Raw genomic sequence first — 25630 nt, forward strand, 5'->3', positions numbered from 1 at the left:
CCTCTTTTTAGACAGCCTCAGCTTTTGTTAATTTACATTTTCAGTTTCTTTTCGATCTCTTCGACAAAGAACTTGAAATTTTTGTCTGTGTCTTTCAAATTGTTCACCGTTTTGCAGGCGTGCAATACTGTGGCGTGGTCTTTATTGCCAATTTGTGCTCCAATCGAAGCCAGCGAGGTTTTGGTCAGGCTTTTGGAGAAGTACATGGCCAACTGCCGGGCCTGAACAATCTCACGTTTGCGGGTTCGGGCCTGCAGCGAATCAACCGGCATGTTGAAGTAGTCGCACACCACTTTCGAGATATAATCGATGGATAACTCGCGTTTGGAACTCTTAACCAGTTTGTTAACCATGTCGCTGGCCAGTTCAATGGTGACCTCTTTCCGGTTTAAGGTTGATTGGGCCAGCAACGACACCAGTGCTCCTTCCAGTTCGCGCACATTGTTTCCAATATGGGAAGCAATGTATTCCAAAACTTCGTCATTAATTTCAATACCGTCTTTGTATGTTTTGCGCTTCAGAATTTCCATACGCGTTTCAAAATCCGGCATTTGCAAATCTGCTGTCAAGCCCCATTTAAAGCGCGAAAGTAAGCGCTGTTCCATTCCTTTCAGTTCGATTGGCGGCTTGTCCGAGGTTAATATTAGTTGCTTTCCGCTTTGGTGTAGATGATTGAAAATGTGAAAGAAAGTTTCCTGCGTTTTTTCCTTTCCTGCAAATTCGTGCACATCGTCAAGGATCAGCACATCAATCATCTGGTAAAAGTGAAGAAAATCATTTCTGTTATTGTTGCGAATAGCTTCGGTGTACTGGGTTTGAAACTTGTTGGCGTTGACGTACAGAACGATCTTGTCGGCAAACCGTTCTTTTACCTCAATACCAATGGCGTGTGCCAGGTGCGTCTTTCCCAGTCCTGAGTTTCCGTAAATCATCAGTGGGTTAAAAGCGGTTCCCCCCGGATTTTGAGCCACGGCATAGCCGGCACTTCGTGCCAGACGGTTGCATTCGCCTTCCACAAAATTTTCGAAGGTGTTGTCAGCTTTCAACTGCGGATCAACCTGAAGTTTTTGAATCCCGGGAATGATAAAGGGATTCCTGATGGAAGCCTTCCCCTCTGTTTTCAGCGGAATATTAAGTGGTTTATTTTGAATTTTGCTGTTGTTGGTTGTCGGGTACTTAACCGTGTATGGCTGCGAATTGCTTTGGTTGTTTCCCATCACCACAACGTATTCAAGTTTGGCGTCGTTTCCCACTTCTTTTCGAAGGGTTTTGCGCAGCAAGTCTATGTATTGCTCTTCCAAATATTCATAGAAGAATGGACTTGGCACTTGAATGGTTAGTACTTGATCGTTAATTTTTACCGGTACGATTGGCTCAAACCATGTTTTAAAACTAATTGTAGGAACATTATCTTTAATTACAGTAAGACAGCGATTCCATACAGCAAGATGATTGTTACTCATTTTGAACAGCAGGATTAATATATATTCGACAAAAATTTTCCCTATTTGAATTCCCGAAAGCAAATTTTGTGAAAAAAAAAGTATTAAAAAAATGGAATTTCACTTGACTTTTACCAAACCAATATAACTTGCTTCGTTGTCAGGTAGTTAAAGATTTTAATTTTTTTATGCTTTATAACATTCAGAATATTAGACAATTACAGCGTCAGATATTTGAAACCATTGAATTTAGAGGAGGTTGCGTTTTTTGAATTTCTTTAAAAAGATTTCAGATGCTAATTTCCTAATTTCTTTAAAGCCTTCTCCAGCCTTATGTTTCGTCCGTTTTTAAAGGCTACAATACTCGCATCGGGAAAAATCACTTTTGCCTTGGTGTGAGTTTTCATAATTTTTGCGATATCCGATGTACTGCCAGTAAGATAACTGTAGACGCCCGATACTTCAATCTCTTCAACTTGGTCAAAGTCGTTGAAAATAGAACTTTCAGGAGAAAGCCTGGTGGGGCTTGAAATCAGATGCACTTTGAGCACGTAGTCACTGTCGTTGCTCGGTTTGCCGGCTTGTGGCGAGACGTACACATTTTTTCCCAAATCGAAAGCTGAAAAATGTACATAGCGTTTTGGATTATTCCGGACGTCTTTTAGCAGGAAGTCCAAGCTTTGGCTCATTTCGGTTAGGTTGGCGTACAGTTCTTCATCACTCAGCAGCTTGCCGGCCGAACCTTCTCCTGCATTTACCTTTTCAATGATGCTGTTGATACCGTCGGCTGTTCCACGCAGTTCAACAATTAAATTGGCCAAATCGGCAGCGGCAAGACTATCGCTGATGGAAGAAAAATTGCTGACAATATTTGAAAAATCATCTGCATTTTCATTCAGATTTGCAGTCAGTTCATTGGTGTTCTGAATGATTCCTTTGAGGTTTGTCTTTTCTGAAACCATGATGTCGCTCAACTCATTCGAAACAGTTTCGAGGTTGAGTATGGTTTGGTTGATTCGGGTAAAGCTTTCTGACAGGTTTTTCCGGGCTTCGGCATTAAACACGTAGGTAATGACGGTGATGGCCGAATCGAGGGAAGCCAGAAGCTGCTCTGCTTTATTTTTCAGCGGAAGCACCTGCATGCTGACTTGTTCTTTCAAATCCTCTTCAATACTTCCGGGAATGGTGTCGCCGGGTTGGTAGTATGCGTTGGATGGGACAATCTGAAGTTTGATCGATTTGGTCCCCATAATATCGGAAGAAACAATCCGCGCGGCAGAACCTTTGGGAATTTGGAAATCACCTTCGAGTGAAAAACTGACGACCAAACTGCCATCGTTTTGATCTGAAAAATCAATTGTTTTCACTTGTCCAACCTGGTATCCGTTGATCATCACGGCGCTGGACTCGATCAATCCATCAATGCGCTCATAAACCACACTGTAGGTCGTGTTCTTTTTGAAAAAATCGATGCCTTTGAGGTAGTTCATCCCCCAAATGAAAATGGCAAAACTAAAGACGATTAACAGACCTAACTTGGTGTACCTGGAAAGTTTCATAGTTGTTTTCAGCTTGTTTAATACAATATTAGTAAGCATTCCGATAGTATACAAACATCGGTCTGCGAACTATGGTTTTAATTTTCTGAGTGCCTTTTTCAGCGGAATGGTTTCATCCTGTTCAAAGGCGACAATGAAAGCATCCGGATACAGTGGGACGATTTCATTCTTAATGGCTTGTATCTCTTCAAACGATGATGTTTTGCCATAAAAATATTTGTACACCGGATTCATTTGCTTTCGTTCCACGTCCTTCAGTCCTTTGAAGTTCGCGGCTACCGGCTCAATTTTTTTACTGGTGGCGGCCAGTTGAATGCGGAAGTACACGCCATCAACCTGACTTTCGCTTGTGATCATTTCTTGTTTCGGAGCGGCAGGGATGGCTGCTGTTGTCGTGTTTGAAGCCAGAAGTTTATAGTCGCTTTTGCTGTCGATGGCTTTTTTATAATCTCGCACAGCCCTGAAGATGGCGGAGGCCAGGTAAGCTTGTCCGTCGTCGCTGTTCATGTAGTTGGCTTCGTAGTTGTTGCTTAAAAATCCGGCTTCAACCAGTACGCTGGGCATGCTGGTACGCCGCAAAACCAAAAAACCGGCTTGCTTTACCCCGCGGTCTTTTCGACCAGCCCTGTTCTTAAATTGACTTTGAATTTCTGCCGCCAAGTCGATGCTTTGGTACAGGTGTTCGTCCTGCACCATTTCAAACATGATGTACGATTCCGAAGAATTCGGATCAAATCCCTGGTAAGTGGTGGAGTAATCATCCTCCATCAGGATAACGGCATTTTCCTTTTTCGCCACGTCCAGGTTTTCTTCTGTTCTATGTAACCCTAATACAAAGGTCTCGGTTCCGGTAATTGAAGGTGTGCCGCAATAGTTGGCGTGAAGCGAAATAAACAGGTCGGCTTTGTTTTTATTGGCTATTTCGGCCCGTTCGTGCAATGGCACGAATACATCGCGATCGCGGGTGTAAATGATTTTCACATCGGGCAGATTTTCGCGCATGTAGTTTCCAAGTTTTAATCCAATTCCCAAAACAATATCTTTTTCCCTGATCTGTTTAAATACTGCACCCGGATCTTTTCCGCCATGACCAGGATCAATAATCACGGTGAATGGCTTGTCCGGCGTGTTTGTTCCTTGCGCAACCTGGGAAAAGAGAAAAACAAAACCGGCAAAAACAAAAATCAACTTTTGGCTAATATTCATATTCATAATTGTAGAACGAAACAAAAATAGAAATATTAAAATTATTTTGCATTTGTTCGCCCGTTTGTCTGCGTTGAATTTATATTTTTGCAAACCAATGTAACCGCAATGGCTAACATTATACCCGATTTGATAAGATTTCGAATTACATATCTGCTGCTTTTTTTCAGTATCTGCTCCTACGCGCAGGAATTACCGGACACCATTCCTGTGATTGCTCCTGAGGTGGAATTGCAGCCTGATTCGATACTGCTGGAACAAATGGAAGCGAATCGGGACACCCTGACAGCAGCTGCCCCGAGGCAGAAAACTGTTCTTGAGGCTCCCATTTCGTATAGTGCCGAAGATTCAATTTTGGTTTCGCTGGACGGGAAAAAGGTTTTCCTATACAATAAGGCAGTCGTCACGTATCAAACCATTGAGTTGAAAGCCGACTACATTGAGCTAGATTTGCAAACCAAGGAGGTGTACGCCGAAGGCGTTCCGGATTCTGCAGAGGTGGTTCAGGGAACCCCCGTGTTTAAAGATGGGAGCGAAGAGTTTGAAAGTAAAACCCTGCGCTATAATTTCGAAACGCAAAAGGGAATTATTACCGATGTGAAAACCCAGCAGGGTGACGGTTATGTGCACAGCGACCGGACAAAAAAGATTGACGCCGAATCGTTTATTCTGAAAAGAGGAAAATACACGACCTGCGATGCAGACCATCCGCACTTTTACTTGCGGATGACCAAGGCCAAGGTCATTTCAAATAAAAAAATCATCACTGGTCCGGCTTATCTGGTGTTGGAAGACTTTCCGATCTACTTTCCCATGATTCCATTTGGTTTTTTCCCAAACTCGCCCAGTTATTCGTCAGGAATCATTATTCCGACCTATGGTGAAGAACAAAACCGGGGCTTCTTTTTGCGAGAAGGTGGTTATTATTGGGCGGCCAGTCAATATTTCGATCTGACTGTAAAAGGAGATATTTATTCGAAAGGCTCGTGGGGAAGTAACCTGCACACCAACTATAAGAAGCGGTACAAATTCTCAGGAAGTTTTGATTTTCGTTACAATGTAAACCGGCGCAGCGATCCGGGATTGCCCGACTATAGCCGGACTCCGGGATTCTCACTGCAGTGGTCACATTCGCAGGATGCCAAGGCCAACCCGTTTCAAACGTTTTCGGCCAACGTCAACCTGTCAACAACAAGTTACGACAAGCAGAACTCGAATGATGTGCAAAGCTACCTGCAAACGACCAAGTCGTCGAGTATTTCCTATTCTAAAAAGTGGGAAAATTCGCCTTTCAATATGTCATCAAGTTTCAGGCACTCACAAAACTCGCGTGATTCGACCATTTCATTGAGTTTTCCGGAACTGACGTTCTCCATGTCGAAGATTTATCCGTTTAAGCAAAAGGGCAGGATCGGCGCTGCCAAGTGGTACGAAAAAATTGGTTTTAGCTACACGGGAAACATTAAAAACTCGATTACGGCGCATGAAGAAGAAATTCTGAAAAAGTCGTTGATCACAGACTGGCGCAACGGCTGGAAACACTCCATTCCCATCTCGCTGCCCAATTTCAATTTGCTGAAACACATCAACATCAGTCCAAGCATCAGTTACTCGGAGCGCTGGTACACCAATTATATTGAGCAAAATTATGCCTACGATCATATCGCTCAAAAGGGAACTTTGTGGGAGGATACCATTTACGCGTTTAAGCGGAACTACAATTATTCGTTCTCGCTGAGTTCGCAAACCAATATTTATGGGATGTATCTGGTTAAGAACCCCAACTCGCGGGTGAAAGCCATCCGGCATAAAATGTCGCCCTCGGTGAGCCTGAGCTACAATCCCGATTTTACCGATCCTAAATACGGCTTTTGGGATACTTATATTGATGAGAATGGAAGAGAAGTTGCCTACAACCGGTTTCGCGACGGTATTTTTGGTTCGGCCACCGGACGAGAAAGTGGTTCGATCAATTTTGGGTTGACCAACAACCTGGAAGCCAAAGTCGCGGCTAAAAGTGACACGATTGCCTCGGACGAAGATAAATTTCAGAAAGTAAAAATTATCGACAACCTCGGTTTTAGCGGTTCCTATAACCTCATTGCGGATTCGTTGAACCTGAGTAATATCCGGATTAACGGGCGGACGACCATTAAAGGAGTCAACCTGAATTTTGGTGGAACGCTGGATCCTTATGCGACGGATTTAAACGGTAACAAAATCAATAAGTACATGTGGAATGAAGCTTCCGGATTATCGAAGCTCGGGCGCTTAACCAATGCCAACCTGTCGTTTGGAATGTCTTTCAAATCAAAAAAGAAGGAAGACGAACAAACGGAAGGCGAAGGCGAGAATGTGGAGCAAATCGTTCATCCGGATGGCTACATTGAGTATTACGATTTTGATATTCCCTGGGATTTCCGCTTCGACTACAGTTTAAGCTATTCCAAGCGAAGCCCCTACCACGATGCGCAGATTAACCAGAGTTTAAACTTTAGCGGACGTCTGAACCTGACCCGCGAATGGAACATGTCGCTGACCACCAACTTTGATGTGCAGGCCCGCGAATTCTCCTTCACCACTTTCAATGTAAACCGGCGGCTGCACTGCTGGAACATGAGTTTTAACTTCGTGCCGTTCGGACAGCGAAAAAGCTACAGCTTCACAATCAATGCCTCATCGGCCATGCTGAAAGACCTCAAGATTGACAAGCAACGCAGCTGGTTTGATAACCGTTGATCAACAGTTCAGGCAAACTTTAATGCCAGTTCCGATACGTCTAAGTGTGACATCGACATCTCTCGATGCCTCATCGATACATCTAGTTGTGATATCGACATCTCTCGATGCCTCATCGATACATCTCGATGTGACATCGACACCTATCGATACCTCATCGATGCATCTGGATGTCATATCTACACCTCTCGACGACTCATCGATATGTCTAAGCATGGCATCGACACCTCTCGATGTCAAATCGAAATGGTTGACACTGGCTAGTTAAACAGCTTCAGTCCAAAATAGATGGTTCGTGGTTTCGAAGGTCCGTAAACATAGTTGCTGTCGCGATATTTTCCCTGGTCAAAATCATCCTGATATTGGTTGAAGAGGTTGCTGACTCCGCCAAAAAATTGCAGTTTCGAATCGAGGTGAGGCAAATTGAAATCGTAGGACAATTTCAAATTGGTTTCCCAAAACGGATCCGATTCAAACAGCAGATCTTGTTCCGGAGTGCCGGCGTCACCGGGCAGTCCGTAATGCGGAATGAGCATCGTGCCCGTGTACAAGCCCGATAAAGTTGCAGTAAGCGGGCTTTCGGGCGTAAACGCGATGGTATAATACCCATAGGCATTGGGACTGCGCAGAAAATCTCTGGTTCCGTCAATTTCCGTTGACCAGGCCACCGTTTGTTCGTATTGGCTTTTTTGAAGGGTCAGTCCCGCTTCCAGCTGGAGTTGCTGATTGAAGTTGGCGCGAGCCTCAAACGTTCCTCCAAGCACTTCCGATTTTCCTCCGTTTCGTTTTTCAAGAATTGAATTTCCGTCAGGGGTGTTGTCCAGCTCCTCCAAAATAAACGCATCGTTGAGTACGGTATAAAACCCTTCGATGGTAAAGCCATAAATGTGCGTTTCTGTAGCGCGGTCCCAATTCAGCGAGCTGCTCAAGCTTTGCGAACGTTCCTCTTTTAAATTGTCGGCCAGTTGCACCTGCTGAATGCCGCCTCCGGAAAAGGCAATGTGCATGTCGGTGTCGAAAGCCTGGGGCGCCCGAAAGCCGGTTGACCAGGACAGGCGGAACTGGCTTTCCTGGTTGAACTTATACAAGGCCGACAAGCGCGGATTCAAAATAATCCGGTCCACATAGTTGTGCTGATCGCCCCGCACGCCGCTAAGCAAGGTTAATTTTGAATTGACCGACCAATCACTTTGAAGGTAGAACCCGGTGTTTTTCGAGGTCTGATCCAGCAAATAATCGTAGGTTTCAATTTCATCCATCACGTCATCGTAGTTGTATTCCAAACCGGTTGTGATGACGTTGAGCCCGCCCAAAAAATCATAGAGGGTGTGGTTCAACTGAATTCCTCCCATGAACGTATTGTTTTTGGTATTCCCATAAGGCGGCAAGGCGTAATGGGCAGCCAGCTCTGTCGGGTCGTCGGGCAAAATGCCGGTGTAGTGCTTGCGCTTGGTGTACTGCCCCGCAAAAAAAGCTGCCAGGCTGGTTCTGTTATTCTCAAAATCGAGCGTATAGTCCGCACCACCCATCAAAATGTCGTGGGTGCGTTCTTCCGACTGATCGGCCAGGTAGGCGGGGTCATCATTCCGGTTTCCGCCCCGCCGGTATTCATGCAAACTGGCCATGTTGACTTCCAGTTTTTGGTTTTGGTTGAGCCTGAAATAAGAGTTAAACCCAAACGAATTGTTCTGCAATGCCGGCATCTCTGAATAGCCATCGTCGTTGTGATCGTAGGATTGACGGTCTCTTCGCGACACGAAAATGGTTGCCCCCGCATTGCGCTGCGTGCTCAGCAGGGTGATGTTTCCATTGATGTTGTTGTCGTTGGCCTGCCCATTGATGGTGGCGTTGCTCATGGATAAATCGTAGGCATTACGCGACGGAAACTTGGTGATCACATTGACCGTTCCTCCAATGGCACTTGAGCCATACAAAGCCGATGCGCCACCTCGGACGACCTCAATCCGCTCAACCATTTCCGTGGGGATTTGCTCCAGCCCGTACAAACCGGTCAATGGGCTGAAAATGGGCCGGCTGTTAATTAAAATCTGCGAATAGGCTCCGCCCAGTCCATTCATACGCAACTGGGTATAGTTGCAGGTTTGACAGTCGGTTTCCATCCGAAGCCCCGGTTGAAAACTGAGTCCTTCCGAAATCGTATTGGCCTGCACGTAATCAAATATTTTTGAGTCGATGACGTTGACAATGACCGCCGATTCGGTTTGGCGCTTGAAGGTCTTTGTTCCGGTAACCACCACTTCGTCAACAGCCAGGCTTTGTTTCTCGAGCTCAAAGTTCAGCTCAATACTTTGCCCCTTGACAAGGTTGACGGATTTCTTTACAGGCTTGTAACCAATCATTTTGGCCACCAGCGTGTGTTGTCCTATCGGAAGGTTCACCAGCAAGTAGTGACCGGTTTCGTCGGTTACCGTGCCATAATTGGTGCCATCCAGGTAAATGTTGACAAAAGGAATATGTTCACCGTCCGACTGCACATCGCCAAAAACATTGGCATCGGTTTTTTGTGCGGCCAGGTTGAATGGATTTAAAAGGAAGGTTATAGAAAATAACAATACAATACGTTTCATGATATTTAACTGTTGGATTAATCCACTCAAACCAGAATTTGCTGCAAATGTTTTTGAAAATAAAGTCGATTTGACAAATTTAATCCAAGCATAACAGTTTGCATAAAAATGTTAAAAGATGGATTTTGGTTGTTTTATATTAAACCAACAGAATTTTATGATGTTATCATTAAATGTGAGATTTGAAGCATAGGTGTGTTTTTCATTATATCGATGTTTTTTATTTCTTTGCAAATTATTATTCAAAATCAATCTAAATAGTTTAAAATGGCAATTACTAAAAACAAGATGGTTTCTTTGACTTACGATTTGAGAATCGAAGGAGCGAATGGAGAAATGATTGAACAGGCAACGGCCGAGAAACCACTAAACTTTGTTTATGGTGCTGGCTTGATGATGCCAAAATTTGAAGCGCTTTTGGAAGGGCTGGAACAAGGCAACGACTTCAATATAAATCTTTCATGCGACGAAGCATATGGCCAAATCGATGAAAACGCCATCGTAGATCTTCCCAAACACCTGTTTTTGGTGGAAGGAAAATTTGATGATGAAATCATAAAAGTAGGCAACACGGTTCCAATGATGAGTGCCAGCGGACAGCGTATGAATGGCTTGGTACTTGAAATTACCGACGACATTGTAAAAATGGATTTTAATCATCCGCTGGCTGGCGAAGATTTGTTCTTCAAAGGTAAAGTGCTGGAAGTTCGTGATGCAACGGACGAAGAAATTGCAGCAACTGTTCAAGGTGGATGCGGCTGCGGAAGCGGTGGCAGTTGTAACGATGGCGGCTGCGGTTGCGAAGATGAATCGTGTGCAACTGAAGGCGCTAACGCTGGTGGTTGTGGCTGCGGTTGTTAAGAATCAGGATACGAATGCTCATTATTGCTTCTGAGCAATCGGAAGCAATACTTTTTTAATCGACAGGCATGAATAGCTTCGGACAAATTTTCAGGTTAACCTCTTTTGGTGAATCGCACGGTGTTGGAATTGGAGGAATCATCGATGGCTGCCCGGCAGGTGTCGAAATCGATCTTGATTTCATTCAAAATGAATTGGATCGGCGGAAACCCGGCCAATCAAAAATCACAACCCAACGACAAGAATCCGACCAGGTTGAATTTTTATCAGGTATTTTTGAAGGGAAAACCCAGGGAACACCCATTGGTTTTCTGATCAGAAATAAAGATCAACATTCGAACGATTACAATAACCTGAAAGATGTGTTTCGTCCGTCGCATGCCGACTATACTTACCTGAAGAAGTACGGAAGCCGCGATCATCGCGGAGGTGGTCGTTCTTCGGCCCGCGAAACCATTGCCCGTGTTGTGGCCGGGTCAATCGCCAAACTGATGTTGAAGCAGTTTGATGTCAGCGTTCATGCATTTGTTCAGCGAGTGGGCGACGTGGAGCTTGCCAAGAGCTACAAAGAGCTGGATTTGAACCAGACCGACAGCAACATTGTGCGTTGTCCAGATCCTGAGACGGCTGAAAAGATGATTGCCCGGATCGAAGTGGCCGGAAAAAACCACGATACGGTTGGCGGCATTGTTCAAGGAGTCATTCAAGGTGTGCCGGTTGGATTGGGAGAACCTGTGTTTAATAAATTACATGCCGATTTGGGACATGCCATGTTGGGAATTAACGCAGTAAAAGGATTTGAATACGGATCAGGATTTGAAGGAACCCGGCTAAGTGGTTCGGAACACAACGATGTGTTTATCAAATCGGATAGCGGTATTCGTACAAAAACCAACCACTCCGGAGGTATTCAAGGCGGAATATCCAATGGTGAAGATATTTATTTCAATGTGGCATTCAAGCCCATTGCGACCTTGCTGAAGGAGCAGCAAACCGTCGATAAAGAAGAAAATGAAGTGACGATTAATCCCAAAGGACGTCACGATCCCTGTGTGTTACCACGTGCTGTCCCTATTGTTGAAGCCATGGCAGCTCTGGTTATTGCTGATCATTATTTACTGAATAAAATAAATCAAAGTTAAATGCCTCGCAAAAAAAGACAAAGACGCCTTTTGGCGCCACCTTCCGTAAAAGGTTTTTCCGTATTTGGACCGAAAAACAGAGCTGAGCAAGTCGTTCTATTCTTCGAAGAGTATGAGGCCATTAAGTTGCTGGATTTCGATAATCTAACCCAAGAGGAAGCTGCGGTGTGTATGGAGGTTTCTCGCCCAACATTAACCAGGATTTATGAAGCTGCCCGTAATAAAGTAGCCAAAGCCATGGTTGAAGGCAAGGACTTGCTCATTCGTGGTGGTAATTTCCAATTCGACGAGAACTGGTATCGTTGCAACGATTGTAGTGCCAAGTTTAATATGGCCAAAGCCGATGAAAATTGTCCGGTATGCCATTCAAAGAAAATTATTTCATTGAACGCATATTACCAGGAAAATTAAACTTGCAGCGATTCTCCTTCACTTTTTGCAATGATGACCGCACCGCAACTGTCGCTCCAAACGTTGGTTGCCGTGCGGAACATGTCTAAAATCCGGTCAACCGCCAGGATCAATCCAATGCCTTCCAGCGGAAGTCCCACGGCTGTTAATATGACGGTGATCATCACCAGACCGGCCATTGGAATTGCCGCTGCACCAATAGATGCCAACAACGCAGTAGCCACAATGATGGCTTGCTGAACAATACTTAAATCGTGCCCATAAGCTTGCGCGATAAAAATAGCCGCAACACATTCGTAAAGCGCCGTACCATCCATGTTGATTGTCGCGCCAAGCGGCAGCGTAAAACTGCTGATTTTATTAGACACCCCGGACTTAGATTCTACTGCATCGATGGTCAAAGGCAAGGTAGCGCCCGACGATGAAGTGGAAAAAGCCGTGAGCAGGGGAGTGGTCATATTTTTGAAATGCTTTCGTGGATTAATTTTTCCTGTAAATTTTAACAAAAGTGGGAGTGTGACGAAGAAATGCACGCCCAACGCCAGAATCACGGTTCCCATATAGATTCCCATGCGCGACATCAGCCCGGTCAAATCATCCTGATCGGCAATCACTTTGGCTACAATTCCAAAAATCCCCAGTGGGGTGAAGCGAATGATGAACAGCGTGATTTTCATCATGACATCGAATATGGCGTTGAACGCTTTTTTCAGGACTTCCCGGTTTACAACATCGATCTTGGTGATGAAGAAGCCAAACAGCACGGCAAAAAAGATGATGGAGAGCATATCACTATTGGTAAAAGCCTGAAAGATATTCTCCGGAACAATCTCAATTAAGATTTCACGAAAGGAACGCTGCTTTTCCACCAAGCCCTCCACTTCTTCCTGAAAGTTCAAATCGGCTCCGAGCCCCGGCTTAAACAAATTGACAAAAAACAAGCCGGTGACAATAGCCAACATCGAGGTCAACAAATAATACCCCATCGTTTTCAAACCCAGTCTCCCTAAATTTTTGCCTGTGCCAATGTTGGTAATTCCTGAAATCAAAGAGCTTAATATCAACGGTATAATGAGCATTTTCAACGAACGAAGAAATAGATCGCCCATCCAGCTGATGGCGTTTACTTCAGGATTGTTGTAGCTCGATTTTCGAATACCTGCCTGGTAGGTATCATATTCTTCCTGCGTGAGCGCCTGGCGTAAGTTAGTTTGAAAATCCTTCATGGTCGAAAACTGCCTTCCGTCATACACTTCAAGCTTTTCAATCACCTGAGCCGGAAGTTTTTTCTTGGCCAGCTCGTTCAGCGTTCCCTGATCGAACGTGTAGTTTGTAGGAAAAAGAATACCGTAGATAACCGACAGAACGAGTGCGATCAAAATTTGCCAGTGGAGCTCCAGTTTGAATAAACGCATGGGTAATTATTGAGATTTCTACAAAACTAACTTTTTATACCATGCTCTGCAACATCCTTTTTATATCTAAAACTTGCTATTTTAGCAGCACAGTACAGGACAATACAAAAACTCTCAAAATAAATGATAAAACTATGAATAGCAGATTAATCGGGCGTTTGCCTAAAGTTGGGATTCGGCCAGTAATTGATGGCCGGGAGCGGGGAGTCCGCGAATCATTGGAAGTTCAAACCATGAATTTGGCCAAAGCTGCGGCCAGACTCATTGAGGAAAACCTGCGATTCCCGTCGGGGGAACAAGTGGAATGTGTGATTGCGGATACAACAATTGGCGGCGTGGCTGATGCAGCGCTTTGTGCCGACAAGTTTCAACGCGAAGGTGTCGGTGTTTCACTGACCGTTACCCCTTGCTGGTGTTACGGAACCGAAGTCATGGACAGCGACCCGTTGATGCCTAAAGCCGTTTGGGGATTCAATGGAACCGAGCGTCCCGGTGCGGTCTACCTGGCGGCGGCCCTGGCCGGATACACGCAGAAAGGCTTACCAGCTTTTGGTATTTATGGTCGCGATGTGCAGGATGCCGGCGATACATCCATCCCGGATGATGTGCGCGAAAAGATTCTACGCTTTACAAAAGCGGCATTGGCTTCGGCTCAAATCAAAGGCAAATCTTATCTGTCCATCGGCTACACGTCCATGGGAATCGCTGGCTCCATGGTCGATGCCAACTTTTTTCAGGACTACCTGGGTATGAGAACCGAGTTCGTTGAATCGATTGAACTGATTCGCCGGATGGAAGAAGGCATTTACGACCATGAAGAGTATGAAAAAGCATTGGCTTGGGCTAAAGCGAATTGCCAGGAAGGGGAGGACCCGAATGACCAGCAGAAGCAGCACGATCGGAAACGTAAAGACTGGGAGTGGGAAACCGTGGTGAAAATGACCTTGATTTGCCGCGACCTGATGATTGGTAACCCGAAGTTGGCCGAAATGGGTTTTGGAGAAGAAGCCCGGGGTCACAATGCCATTGCCGGAGGTTTCCAGGGGCAACGCCAATGGACTGACTATTATCCGAATGCCGATTTTACGGAAGCCATTTTGAATTCCTCATTCGATTGGAACGGCCTGCGCGAAGCCTTCGTTTTTGCGACTGAAAATGACAGCCTGAATGCAGTTCCGATGCTGTTCGGCCACCTGTTAACCAATACGGCACAGATTTTTTCAGATGTTCGAACCTTCTGGAGCCCGGAAGCTGTGAAACGTGTGACGGGTAAAGAGCTGATCGGACTGGCGCGAGATGGCGTTATTCACCTGATTAATTCGGGCTCAACCACGCTCGATGCCACCGCGCAACAAAAAGATTCGGCAGGAAATGCGGTAATGAAACCGTACTGGGATATTTCTGAATCGGAAGCCCAGGCCTGCTTGGACAACACACGCTGGTGTCCCGCTGATTTAGGTTACTTCCGTGGCGGTGGCTATTCTTCACAATTTAAAACGGCTGGCAAAATGCCCGTGACCATGTCGCGCATCAACCTGGTGAAAGGACAGGGGCCTGTGTTGCAAATTGCTGAAGGCTGGACTGTTGAACTTCCGGATGATATCCACCAAAAGCTTGATGCACGAACCAATCCAACCTGGCCAACCACTTGGTTTGTTCCGCGTTTGAATGACTGTGGAGCCTTCAAGGATGTGTACAGTGTGATGGCCAATTGGGGAGCCAATCACGGCGCCATATCCTATGGCCACATTGGAGCTGATTTGATCACGCTGGCTTCCATCCTCCGCATTCCGGTGTCCATGCACAATGTTGATGAGCAGCAGATTTTCCGGCCCAGCGCCTGGGCTTCATACGGAACCAATAAAGAAGGTGCCGATTACCGGGCCTGTGAAAACTACGGTCCGTTATATGGTTAATCGCAAATTTTCAACTATTTTGGCAGGCCGAATCATCCTGAATCAATTTCAGTTTAAAATAATATTCAGTCTCCTAATTATCTTATCGGTAGCGGCCTGTGCCACTACCGATAAGAATAAAAAAGAATCGATGAACTCAAAAAAAGGCCAGTATGGCCATGATTTAGAGCAGCTTCAGAAATATTATTCAACCATTGAACTGGTGGCGGGATCGTCGCGTGTGGTGCTGGTTCCTGAACTTCAAGGGAGGGTGATGACGAGCTCGACCTTGGGCGCAGAAGGTTTTTCATTTGGATGGATCAACCATGAACTGTTGGGAACCACGCAACTATCCGAACAATTTAATCCGTTTGGTGGGGAGGAGCGGTTTTGGATTGGTCCCGAAGGCGGGCAGTTTTCATTTTATTTTGAAATGGGAAAAGCCATGGAGATGCATAACTGGCGTGTTCCAGAAGCGATTGACACCATGCCGTGGGAGGTGATTGAAGCCAACCAGGAAACCGCCACTTTTCAAAAAGCTTTTCGACTGAAAAATTACTCAGGTACTAACTTTCACATGGAAGCCACCCGGCGGGTCAGCATCATCGATCCAATCGAGATCGAAGAATATCTTCCCATCAAAATGGATGAATCCGTTCGGGTAGTCGCTTACGAATCGCTAAATCAGCTTAAAAATACCGGCGCCAGCGATTGGACCAAAGAAACCGGGGCGCCCTCCATCTGGATGCTTTCCATGTACCAACCCTCGCCGGAAGTGACCATTGTTATCCCTTTCAGAAAAGAGGGCGAAGGGCCCGTACTTACTGACGATTACTTTGGTAAAGTTCCTTCGGATCGACTCAAGGTGGACGACGGTGTGATCTTTTTTAAGGCTGATGGCAAGTTTCGAAGCAAGATTGGGGTGTCTCCACAGCGGGCATTGCCAACCCTGGGAAGTTACGATGCCCAAAATAAATGCCTGACCATTCTAATCTGTTCGCTGGATTCAGCATCGACTGATTTTGTCAATTCCTCGTGGAATGAATTTCAGAAGGAGCCATTTAAAGGCGATGCCATCAATGCCTACAACGATGGACCTTTGGCTGATGGCGGTCAGCTGGGACCATTTTACGAGCTGGAGTCCTCTTCGTCGGCTGCCGTACTAAAGGCTGGCGAAGTGAAGATGCATTTTCAGCAAACTTTTCATTTTGAAGGAGACGAAACCAGCTTGAATGCGATTGCGGAAAAGCTTTTGGGCGTGTCGATCAATCAAATAAAATCAAATTTGTAAAACAAATACACTAAACGTACCTAAACTTAACGACGTGAAAACGAAAGAAAAAATTGTACCAAGGGAATACCTGTTCCCATTTATTTTAATCACCAGCCTTTTCGCCTTGTGGGGGTTCGCCAATGATATTACAAACCCCATGGTTGCGGCTTTCAAAACCGTGATGGAGATTTCAAATGCCAAAGCTGCTCTGGTTCAGTTTGCATTTTATGGCGGTTATGCCACCATGGCCATTCCGGCAGCGCTGATTATCAAACGATACAGCTATAAATTGGGAATTATCATCGGTTTAGCCTTATATGCCACGGGGGCGTTGTTGTTTTTTCCGGCAGCACAATTTGAACTTTTCGGGTTCTTCCTGGTGTCTTTGTACATTCTCACCTTCGGTTTGGCGTTTCTCGAAACCACGGCCAACCCCTATATTTTGTCGATGGGACCTGCCGAAACCGCTACACGCCGGTTGAATCTGGCGCAGTCATTCAATCCCATGGGTTCAATTTTCGGCATGTTTATCGCTTCCAACGTGATCTTAACAGCGCTGGAATCAGACAAACGCGATGCTGCAGGAAATCTGATATTTGATACGCTAAGCGCTGCAGAAAAAGCTGCCGTCCGAACCCATGACTTGGGCGTGATTCGCAATCCATACGTCATCCTTGGCTTTTTTGTCATCCTGATGCTGGTGATTATCGCCCTTTCAAAAATGCCCAAACGAGGAAAGGCAGATCATTCCATCAAAACAAAGGATACCTTCCGGCGACTATTTAAAAATGAAAAATACCGCGAAGGAGTCATTGCTCAGGTGTTCTATGTTGGGGCACAAATTATGTGCTGGACGTTCATCATTCAGTATGCCGATAATCTGGGTATTGCCAAAGCCGAAGCCCAGCGCTACAATATTGTGGCCATGGCCATTTTTATTGGAAGTCGATTTGTAAGTACTTTTTTGATGAAGTACCTCAATGCCCGACTGATGCTCACGATGTTTGCCTTGGGTGGCGTGCTGACCACAACAGGTGTTATTTTGATTGAAGGAATGCCCGGACTGTATTTACTGATCGCAACTTCCGCTTTTATGTCGCTGATGTTTCCAACCATTTACGGAATCGCGCTTGAAGGGCTGGGTGAAGACTCAACCATTGGTGCTGCCGGCCTGGTGATGGCCATTGTTGGAGGCGCACTCATGCCGCCATTGCAAGGTTTAATCATCGATCAGGGAACCATTGGCTGGTTACCGGCAGTTAATTTCTCCTTTATTTTGCCCTTTATTTGTTTTGTGGCCATTGCCATTTACGGCTACCGCACTTTGAAAGTACACAGGGAATAGACCTTGGCTGATGTGGTTTATGGTTGGAAAGAAAAGCGGGGAGCAATAAAAAATAAGGACTATGGAATTTACTTTTGAACTGGACAATTCGTCTTCTCAAACCAAGTTGCAGCAACTCATTCATGCCATCAATGAGGCCATCAGCAATGGGACTCTGAAGGAAGGAGACTTTCTGCCCTCCGTCAATAAGTTGAGCAAAAGCAGTGGCTTGTCGCGCGATACCATTTTCAAAGCCTACACCACGCTCAAACAACGCAGCGTCATTGCTTCAACCCCAACAAAGGGATATTTTGTGAGCAATGAATCATTTAAAGTGATGGTGCTGCTCGACGACTTCAGCGCATTTAAAGAGCAGCTTTACGGAAGTTTTCGAAACAGCTTGCCCGAAAATTATTCGGTTGATTTGCTTTTCCATCATTACAACCCGGCTGTTTTTGAGCAGCTGGTATTGAATAGCCTCGGGCGTTACAGCATGTATGTGGTCATGAATATTCGTAACGAAGGCATGGAGCCTGTGTTGAAGAAAATCGACCCCAACAAACTGCTTGTTTTGGATATGGGTAAACCCGGCAGCCCCGATATAGCCTACATTGTTCAGGATTTTGAGCAGGCTTTTCTTGATTGCCTGAAGGAGGGGAGCCACCGGATTGCAAACTACGATGAATTTAACCTGGTGTTCCCGGAATCCACCCCGCATCCGAAAATTACCATGGAGGTATTTAAGCAGTTTTGTGAACAGCAGCAATTCAGGCACGGGCTTGTTTCAACAATCAAAAACAAAAGCATCAAAAAAGGTCAGGCTTACCTGGTGATTAAAGACGACGATTTGGTCCATATCATCAAACAGTGCAAAAAGAAAGGCTTGTTGCCAGGCGAAGATGTTGGAATTATTTCCTACAACGATTCGCCGATGAAAGAGATTGTGGGCAACGGCATTACCGTGATTTCAGTTGATTTTGAAGCGATGGGACAACAAGCTGCCCACTTCGTTGAAAGCAAGCAAAAAATCTTTGAAACGCTCCCGAGCAGGTTGATTATGCGGGGTTCGCTGTAAACCGAACGAACTGCCCAGACTGGAATAAGCTCCAGCCTCGGCAGTTCGCTTCCGGTTGCTTTGGCTAGAACAAGTCTTTCTTGCGGAAGATAATAATTCCGGTAACCGACATTAGGCCCGAGAAAACAACAATGGCGAAAAACGCCCAGCTCTTATCTTCCAAATTATTCGGAACGTTCATGCCGTACAAACTCGCAATCAAAGTCGGGATCATCAGGATAATGGAAATGGAAGCCAGCTGCTTCATCACCACGTTCAGGTTATTGGAAATGACCGAGGCAAAGGCATCCATCATGCCACTTTGAATGTCGGAGTAAATCTGTGACATTTCCAGGGCCTGCTTGTTCTCAATGATGGCATCCTCCAACAAATCCTCATTCAATTCTGTCATGGTTTTCTTGAGGGCATTCCGAATTTTGGCCAATACAATTTCATTGGCCTTCAGTGACGTAATGAAAAACACCAGGCATTTTTCCATCTTCAAAAGTTTGTTGAGCTCTTTATTTCGAATCGATTTTTCAAGCTCTTCCTCAATGCGAGCGGTTTGCTGGTTAATTTGTTTCAGGTAGCTCAGGTAGATGCTGCCCGATTTGAGGAATAATTTAATGGTGAAACTCAGCTCATCATGAATCAAATGGTTTTGACCGCGGAAAAGCGCCGGCTTTTCAAATGGCAAAACCTCGTTGATGGTCGAGCAGATGGTGATTGTGATGTTACTGACTCGAAAAATGCCAAGCGGCACGGTATAATAGGGTACGCCATTGTTTGGGCTTTCCACCGGGATACGTAAAATAATGAGTGACCAGTCATCGTCCACTTCATAACGCGGGCGTTCGTCAACGTCCAAAATGTCCTGAATGATGTCTGCCGGAACGTCAAATTCGGTTTGTAAACGATCGGTTTCCTCCGGTGTGGGTTGAACCACGTTGATCCAGCAGCCTTCCGCTGCTTTTGGTGTTTCAACATAACCACCAAAGCTCTTAAAAATTTTTAGCATGATTTTGCCTCCTTTCATTAACTGCAGGAGGCGACGGGCCCCTACAGCGAGGTTAATAATTCATTTTTATATGACTCGGGCCTTCGTCCATGTATTTGTTATTTTATTGCGGCGCAAAGCTAGTTAAAACAAGAATAAGCGCGCATGCATATGGAAAGAAAAAAGCAGAAAAAAAGGATTTTAACCGCGCGAAAATGGTGGATACGGGTTAAAATCCTTTGTTTGAAGTTCATTTCTAATTGGGCAGGTGGCGCTTTTCAACGCCTTCGAAAGTCATTTTTATGGGTTTAATCGTTCCATCTTCGTTAAAATACATGCGGTCGATACAGACCACGCGATGATCGCGATCCTGATTCGGAATGGGACGGCGATGGTAAATGATGTACCAGTCGTCGGTTCCTGGAATATTCATCACCGAGTGGTGACCCGCGCCGGTAGCAATGTCCGGATCTTGTTCCAGAACGGTTGCGAGGCGCTCAAACGGCCCAAACGGACTGTCAGCAATGGCATAGGCCACTTTGTAGGTCGAATTGCCCCAGCCGCCTTCCGACCACATGAAATAATACTTTCCGTCGCGGATAAAAAAAGTAGGACCTTCCACATAACCTTCAGGGGTAATCTCCTTCACCATATCGCCATCTTCAAATGGAATCAGGTGGGTAAAATCATCGCTGATTTGTCCGATGTTGCAATGGCCCCAGCCGCCGTAAACGATGTAATACTTGCCATCCAAGGCTTTAAACACGTACTGATCGATGGGTTGGGCTCCGTTGTAAAACTCCTGAATCAGCGGGCGGCCGAGCAGATCGACGTACGGTCCTTCGGGATTTTTGGCCACACATACGCCAATACCTCCCTGCTTGTTTTTGTCACCCAGGCTGGCATCGTACATTGGGCCACTTTCATTTTGAATGTCGTTGCCGGCAAAAAACAGGTAGTAATTGCCATCCTTTTCAATGATTGAGGGCGCCCACATGGCTTTGTTCACCCACTTGACGGTGGTGGTATCAATCACGCGTTTGTGTTTGGTCCAGTTCACCAAATCATCCGACGAAAAGGCATCCAGGAACACCTGGTCTTCGTATCGGGCCGAGTAAGTCGGGAAAATCCAATATTTTCCATCCAGAATGGCCACTTCCGGATCAGCGTACCATTCTTCGGAAATGGGGTTGCCCGAGGTTTCGGCTTCCGCGGTTTGCTCATTTTGTTTCTCTTTCGTTTGGCCACAGGCCATCAGCGCTGCCATGGTCAGCAGTAAAATTGAGTTCTTCATTCGTAATTGTGATTTAGGTATTTGTATAAAGCTTGTTTGTTTAATTAAACAGTTTCTTCAACTTGTCTCCCACGTTTTTGATCGACTTATCCAGTTCTTCCTTGGTGGACTTCTTCACTTCGTCCTGAATTTGCTTTTTGGCTTCGCTCATGTCCATCGACACTTTGGGCTCTTTTAAATTGCCTGATATGCCCACGGTAATTGGTAGGACCGTGATGTTTTGCGATCCGGGTAAAAATCCGAGCGCACTGTTAATATCATCGCTGATGTCTTCGCGATTGACTTTGAAATCCATCTTCAGATCCAGCATTTGGGCTACCGAAAGGTTTCCGTAAATGGACACTTCCTGGTCGGCTATTTTCGTCTGGAAAGGCTTCATTTCCACATTGCCGTCATTCAGGCTAAAATGAGCCGTGAAGTCATCGACCCGCACATTTTGCAATTTTTCCTTTTTGATGAAATTTTTGATTTGATCGAAAGTTGGCGAATCAACAATCTGTAGATTTTGGGTGTTGAACAAGCCACTGCCGTCCAGGCTCGACGGAATGATGTCGAGTGTTTCGCTCAGTTGCCCGTTAAATTTCAGCTTGGTCGAAATCTCGCCCTGGCTGCGCGCTGCAATGGGGAGGTACTGCTGCACCAATCCAAAAGAACGATAGAAAGCCGGAATTTGAACGGTGCTCAGGTCAATATCAAAATCGAAAAGTGGCTGGTTGGCATCGTTACTTTTATACGAGCCGTCTATGGCCAGTTTTCCTTGCAAAATATCCATGTTCAGTTGCTTCAGTTCAAGCATGCGGTCTTTCACCACAATAGAACCAACGATGTTTTTGATGTCCATTTTGTCGAAGCTGGCCCGGTTAATTTTCGAGTTGAAAGCCAGGTTCAGGTTGGCCGGAACCTGGAAGGCAATCACGCTGTCAGTGGCTGTTGTGGCCACGGTGTCTTCAGCCATCAGGTTGGCCAGCTCGTTAAAGTTCAGGTAGTTTGAGTTGAGCGTAAAATCACCTTTCAACGTTTTATCCATCAAAAAGTAAGGGAGGTAGTTCGACAGTTTTCCTTTCAGCTGAAAATCACTTTGTCCGGTCTTTCCGTCAAACGAAGTCAGCGTAATGGCGGTATTGTCCACTTTTACAGCGCCGGAATTAATCTCAACAGCTTGGGTGATTTGCGGTGTCTTCACTTTGAAATTGCGGAAGTTGAAGGCACCCGACGAGGCAATCTTTTCGTAATCTTCGTTTTCTATAGCCGACATTCTGCCTTTAACGGACAGGTTTCCATCCATAAATCCTTGCAGTTCGATGCTGTCCATTGGAATGATCTCAGCCAGTTGTGTGAAATCAATTTTCCCGTTAAAATAGGCGTCAAACTGCGGGTCACTCATCGGGTGGGTGAGGGTCAGACGCGCATCCACCGGATTTTCACGAATCTGAATGTGGGCGTTCGAGACATTCACGGTTAGCAGGTCGAAATCGCCCTCGGGTTTGGTAATTTGTCCATCCAGCGATATTTGTTCGATCTTTTCGGGCGATCCGGCATATTGCAGGGTCGCATTGTTCACATAGATTCGCGTGTTGATTTCCGGATAGGTTTCTTCGTAGAACCAGCCTTTCACATTCCCTTCGAAACCAGCTTCGCCGGTGGTTTCAATGTCTTCCAAATACGATTGATAGCTTTGCGGTACCAGGGCCAGCAAGGTTGCAAAATCGCTTTGCGGCTGCTTAAACTGCAAGTCGAAATACATGCTGTCGGATGGCATTTCAAAACGTCCGCTCAAATCCAGCGGCAGCTCATTCAGGTGCAGGGTCGATTCGCCAAACTCAAAAACCATTTTGTTGTAGTCGGCCATCAGCTGGCTGTTCACCTTCAGCACCGTATTCGCAATGTATTGGGTGGAATCGTATTCGAGTTTGAATTCGCCAATTTCGGCATCGAGATCAAAGTGGGTAATGGTGCCCTCCATCCGTCCGCTGGCATCCAGGTTCGAATTCAGCAAGGCCACAACCGTTGCGGTTGCCGCGTCTTTGTAAATCAGGCTTAAATCGCGCACTTCGATATCCTGAAGCGAAATGGCCATGCTTTCGCCCGACTCATCCTCCTGTGTTGCTGTACTTTCTTTGGCAATGTCCCAGTTCACTTGTTCCGAGCTGTTCGAAAGCAAGTTGACCTGTGCCTGGCTCAATCGCAGGCTTTGAATGGTAAAATCTTCTCCCTTGAACAAATCGCTGAGGGAAATATCAGTCGCCAGCGATTGCATGGACACCAGCGTGTCGTTTTCAAACTCACCCAGGCCAACTACGGTTAAACCTTTCAGTTCCATCATCACGTTGGGAAAACTTCTCCACAGGTTGAGCTTGAAATCGGCAAATTCAACTTTCGCGTTCACATTGTCATTGATCGTTGTTTTCACCTTGTTTAGCAGCGGGCCTTTGAAAACAACCGGTAAAACAATCATCGCTGCCATTAACAGGACCAGGATGGTCCCTATGGTAATCAGTACTTTTTTCATTGGATCAGACTTTTTTTTAAAATTCAACTCGTGTCCTCTACTTATTACAGTCAAATGGCCCGATTTACTTACCACCGGGCCTTATTTTCCGTCTATTTTTTTGTTCCTCTAAGTTATGAAAGAATCATGCCAAATGCGGATTTTCTGTCAACAATAATTGGCGCAGCAGGTTAATGGTCGCTTGTGAGGACCGCATAATATTACGTTCGCGGTTGTGTGCGAAGGTATAACGTTCCAGTTTGATGTTCTGTTTACTGATTACCGCAATCCAAACCGTGCCGACCGGTTTTTCGTCAGTGCCACCATCAGGCCCCGCAATGCCGGTGGTAGCCACGGCGTAGTCGGTATGCAGCGCTTGTTGAACGCCCTGCGCCATTTCCAGGGCCACTTCCTTGCTCACGGCACCATGGGCTTCCAGCGTTTCGGATTTCACGCCCAGGATCGCCATTTTTACTTCGTTGGAATAAGCCACAACTCCGCCCTTCAGATAGACTGAGCTTCCGGCGTTGGCGGTAAACATGTGGGCAATCATGCCGCCGGTGCAACTTTCGGCAATGCCCAGTGTGGCGCCGGCTTTGACCAGCAAACGACCGGTGACACCCGCCAGCGAATCGCCGTTGTAGCCAAAAATATGCTCGGGAATGAGCAGCTTGAGTTGATCAATTTGCCGGCTGACTTCCTCTTGCAAGCTTTCCATTTGCTCGCCGTACGCGCTTAAGCGCAGGCGAATCATGAGTTGGCTGGGCAAATACGCCAGCTTGATAAAGTCGGGCAGGGCGGTCTCCCAGGCTTCAATCTTTTCGGCCAGCATGGATTCAGGAATGCCGTAAACCAACACCGTTTGGTGGTAGATGGATTTGGCTTTCCCGCTTTTCGCCAGGCGGGGCAGCACTTCCTCGCTCATGATGCTTTTCATTTCGAAAGGCACGCCGGGCATGGAAACAAAGAGCGTGTCGTTCTTTTCGAACCACATGCCGGGGGCTGTTCCGGTTGAATTGTTTAAAACGGTGCATTTCGATGGAACCAGCGCCTGGTCCTTGTTGAGCTGGTTCATGCTGACCTTGCGTTTGGTCAGCCGCTCGGTCACATTCGCCAGCACCTGCTCATTCAGCACCAATTCGCAATCAAAGTAATCGCACAGTACTTTTTTGGTGATGTCGTCCTTGGTTGGGCCCAGTCCGCCGGTGATGAGCACCAGGTCGGCGTGTTTTTCGGCGTTGGCCAGCGCTTCCAAAATGTGCTCGTGCTGGTCGTGTACCGAGGTGATTTGAAAAACTTCAATGCCGTGCAGGTTGAGCTGTTCGCCCATCCATGCTGAGTTCGTGTCAACGATTTGACCGATTAATATTTCGTCGCCTATGGTGATAATTTCTGCCTTCATGATTTGAGAGTGTGAGAGGGTGAGAATGTGAGAATATGAGAGAGTGGGAGTGTGGGAGTGTGAGAACACGAGATCATTGGCTTTTCAACATCTCTCCATCTCTCCATCTCTCTCTCTCTCTCTCTCTCACCCTCTCTCATTCAGATGCTCCATTTTTCAGGAGATCGTTGCATGTTCACCAACATTCCAATAATGTTTTCGTATTCCTCATCGAATTCTTTATACTGATCCTGTGAGATATATTGACATGCTACTGCAAAATCGAGCCAATTTTGAGTCTCGGCCGCTTCCGCTTCGCTTTCATTTAATTTGTTGACAAATGATTTTGGGTATTTTCTTCGGCGAAAAGCTTCTGAAATATTGCTGGAAACTGAACGCGATGATCTTCGGATCTGATCTGTCAGCGAGTAAGTTTCATCTTTAGGGAAAGATCTTGATAAAACAAAAATCTTCATGGCTACTTCGAAGGATTTCTTATAAACCTTTAGTTCCCGATGCGTTTTGATTCGTTCCATAGTTTTATTATTGAATGGTTATTGT

18 protein-coding genes are annotated in these 25630 nt (G+C 45.9%); 8 read left to right on the forward strand and 10 right to left on the reverse strand.

Annotation, left to right across the window (positions count from 1 at the left end):
- Nucleotides 1-32 precede the first annotated feature (32 nt).
- From dnaA to NC99_RS08350, 3 genes are all read right to left on the reverse strand, one after another.
- On the reverse strand, nt 33-1463 hold the full coding sequence (dnaA, locus tag NC99_RS08340; RefSeq protein ID WP_053182253.1) for a chromosomal replication initiator protein DnaA: 1431 nt from the start codon (nt 1461-1463) through the stop codon (nt 33-35).
- Nucleotides 1464-1738: 275 nt separating this feature from the next.
- The gene (locus NC99_RS08345) at nt 1739-3001 is read right to left on the reverse strand and encodes an MlaD family protein (RefSeq protein WP_053182165.1); all 1263 of its coding nucleotides are present in this window, start codon (nt 2999-3001) and stop codon (nt 1739-1741) included.
- A 69-nt stretch (nt 3002-3070) separates the two neighbouring features.
- Nucleotides 3071-4213 carry an N-acetylmuramoyl-L-alanine amidase family protein gene (locus NC99_RS08350; RefSeq protein ID WP_204374945.1) on the reverse strand — a complete coding sequence of 381 codons (1143 nt, stop codon included), beginning with the start codon at nt 4211-4213 and terminating at the stop codon, nt 3071-3073.
- Between the two features lie 102 nt (nt 4214-4315).
- On the opposite strand from NC99_RS08350, the gene NC99_RS08355 reads away from it, so the two are divergent.
- Nucleotides 4316-6946: a putative LPS assembly protein LptD gene (locus NC99_RS08355; protein WP_053182168.1), complete on the forward strand. Its 2631-nt coding sequence runs from the start codon at nt 4316-4318 to the stop codon at nt 6944-6946.
- A gap of 260 nt (nt 6947-7206) precedes the next feature.
- On the opposite strand, the gene NC99_RS08360 is transcribed toward NC99_RS08355, so the two are convergent.
- The gene (locus NC99_RS08360; protein WP_053182171.1) at nt 7207-9534 is read right to left on the reverse strand and encodes a TonB-dependent receptor; all 2328 of its coding nucleotides are present in this window, start codon (nt 9532-9534) and stop codon (nt 7207-7209) included.
- 267 nt (nt 9535-9801) lie between these two features.
- Here NC99_RS08360 and NC99_RS08365 point away from each other — a divergent pair, with 267 nt between their 5' ends.
- The 3 genes from NC99_RS08365 (at nt 9802) to NC99_RS08375 (ending at nt 11948) form a co-directional block, all read left to right on the forward strand.
- Nucleotides 9802-10395, forward strand: coding sequence for an FKBP-type peptidyl-prolyl cis-trans isomerase (locus NC99_RS08365; RefSeq protein WP_053182174.1), 594 nt, complete (start codon nt 9802-9804; stop codon nt 10393-10395).
- Between the two features lie 68 nt (nt 10396-10463).
- Nucleotides 10464-11537, forward strand: a complete 1074-nt coding sequence (aroC, locus tag NC99_RS08370; RefSeq protein ID WP_053182177.1) for a chorismate synthase — start codon at nt 10464-10466, stop codon at nt 11535-11537.
- Nucleotides 11538-11948, forward strand: a complete 411-nt coding sequence (locus tag NC99_RS08375; RefSeq protein WP_053182180.1) for a DUF134 domain-containing protein — start codon at nt 11538-11540, stop codon at nt 11946-11948.
- Here NC99_RS08375 and NC99_RS08380 read toward each other — a convergent pair.
- Entirely contained in the window at nt 11945-13363 is a 1419-nt protein-coding gene (locus NC99_RS08380; protein ID WP_053182184.1) for a dicarboxylate/amino acid:cation symporter, read from the reverse strand. The genes NC99_RS08375 and NC99_RS08380 overlap by 4 nt on opposite strands.
- A 134-nt stretch (nt 13364-13497) precedes the next feature.
- Between NC99_RS08380 and NC99_RS08385 the strand changes: the two genes are divergently transcribed.
- The 4 genes from NC99_RS08385 (at nt 13498) to NC99_RS08400 (ending at nt 18930) form a co-directional block, all read left to right on the forward strand.
- Nucleotides 13498-15279 (forward strand): L-fucose isomerase, encoded by a 1782-nt coding sequence (locus tag NC99_RS08385; protein ID WP_082326380.1) that lies wholly within the window; start codon nt 13498-13500, stop codon nt 15277-15279.
- Between the two features lie 130 nt (nt 15280-15409).
- Nucleotides 15410-16549 carry a DUF6786 family protein gene (locus NC99_RS08390; RefSeq protein ID WP_082326383.1) on the forward strand — a complete coding sequence of 380 codons (1140 nt, stop codon included), beginning with the start codon at nt 15410-15412 and terminating at the stop codon, nt 16547-16549.
- A 34-nt stretch (nt 16550-16583) separates the two neighbouring features.
- Complete coding sequence (gene fucP / locus NC99_RS08395; protein WP_053182191.1) at nt 16584-17876, forward strand: L-fucose:H+ symporter permease; 1293 nt, start codon at nt 16584-16586, stop codon at nt 17874-17876.
- A 61-nt stretch (nt 17877-17937) separates the two neighbouring features.
- Complete coding sequence (locus NC99_RS08400) at nt 17938-18930, forward strand: GntR family transcriptional regulator (RefSeq protein WP_053182194.1); 993 nt, start codon at nt 17938-17940, stop codon at nt 18928-18930.
- 64 nt (nt 18931-18994) lie between these two features.
- On the opposite strand, the gene NC99_RS08405 is transcribed toward NC99_RS08400, so the two are convergent.
- The 5 genes from NC99_RS08405 to NC99_RS08425 form a co-directional block, all read right to left on the reverse strand.
- Entirely contained in the window at nt 18995-19927 is a 933-nt protein-coding gene (locus NC99_RS08405; protein WP_053182272.1) for a magnesium transporter CorA family protein, read from the reverse strand.
- Between the two features lie 235 nt (nt 19928-20162).
- A complete protein-coding gene (locus NC99_RS08410; protein WP_053182197.1) occupies nt 20163-21200 on the reverse strand; it encodes a glycoside hydrolase family 43 protein in 1038 nt (345 codons plus the stop codon).
- Between the two features lie 40 nt (nt 21201-21240).
- Complete coding sequence (locus NC99_RS08415; protein WP_053182200.1) at nt 21241-23709, reverse strand: AsmA family protein; 2469 nt, start codon at nt 23707-23709, stop codon at nt 21241-21243.
- Between the two features lie 124 nt (nt 23710-23833).
- Nucleotides 23834-25090: a competence/damage-inducible protein A gene (locus NC99_RS08420; RefSeq protein WP_053182203.1), complete on the reverse strand. Its 1257-nt coding sequence runs from the start codon at nt 25088-25090 to the stop codon at nt 23834-23836.
- Between the two features lie 140 nt (nt 25091-25230).
- Entirely contained in the window at nt 25231-25605 is a 375-nt protein-coding gene (locus NC99_RS08425; RefSeq protein ID WP_053182205.1) for a four helix bundle protein, read from the reverse strand.
- Nucleotides 25606-25630 lie beyond the last annotated feature (25 nt).

Source organism: Sunxiuqinia dokdonensis (assembly GCF_001270965.1).
In the GTDB taxonomy this organism is placed as follows: Bacteria; Bacteroidota; Bacteroidia; order Bacteroidales; family Prolixibacteraceae; genus Sunxiuqinia; species Sunxiuqinia dokdonensis.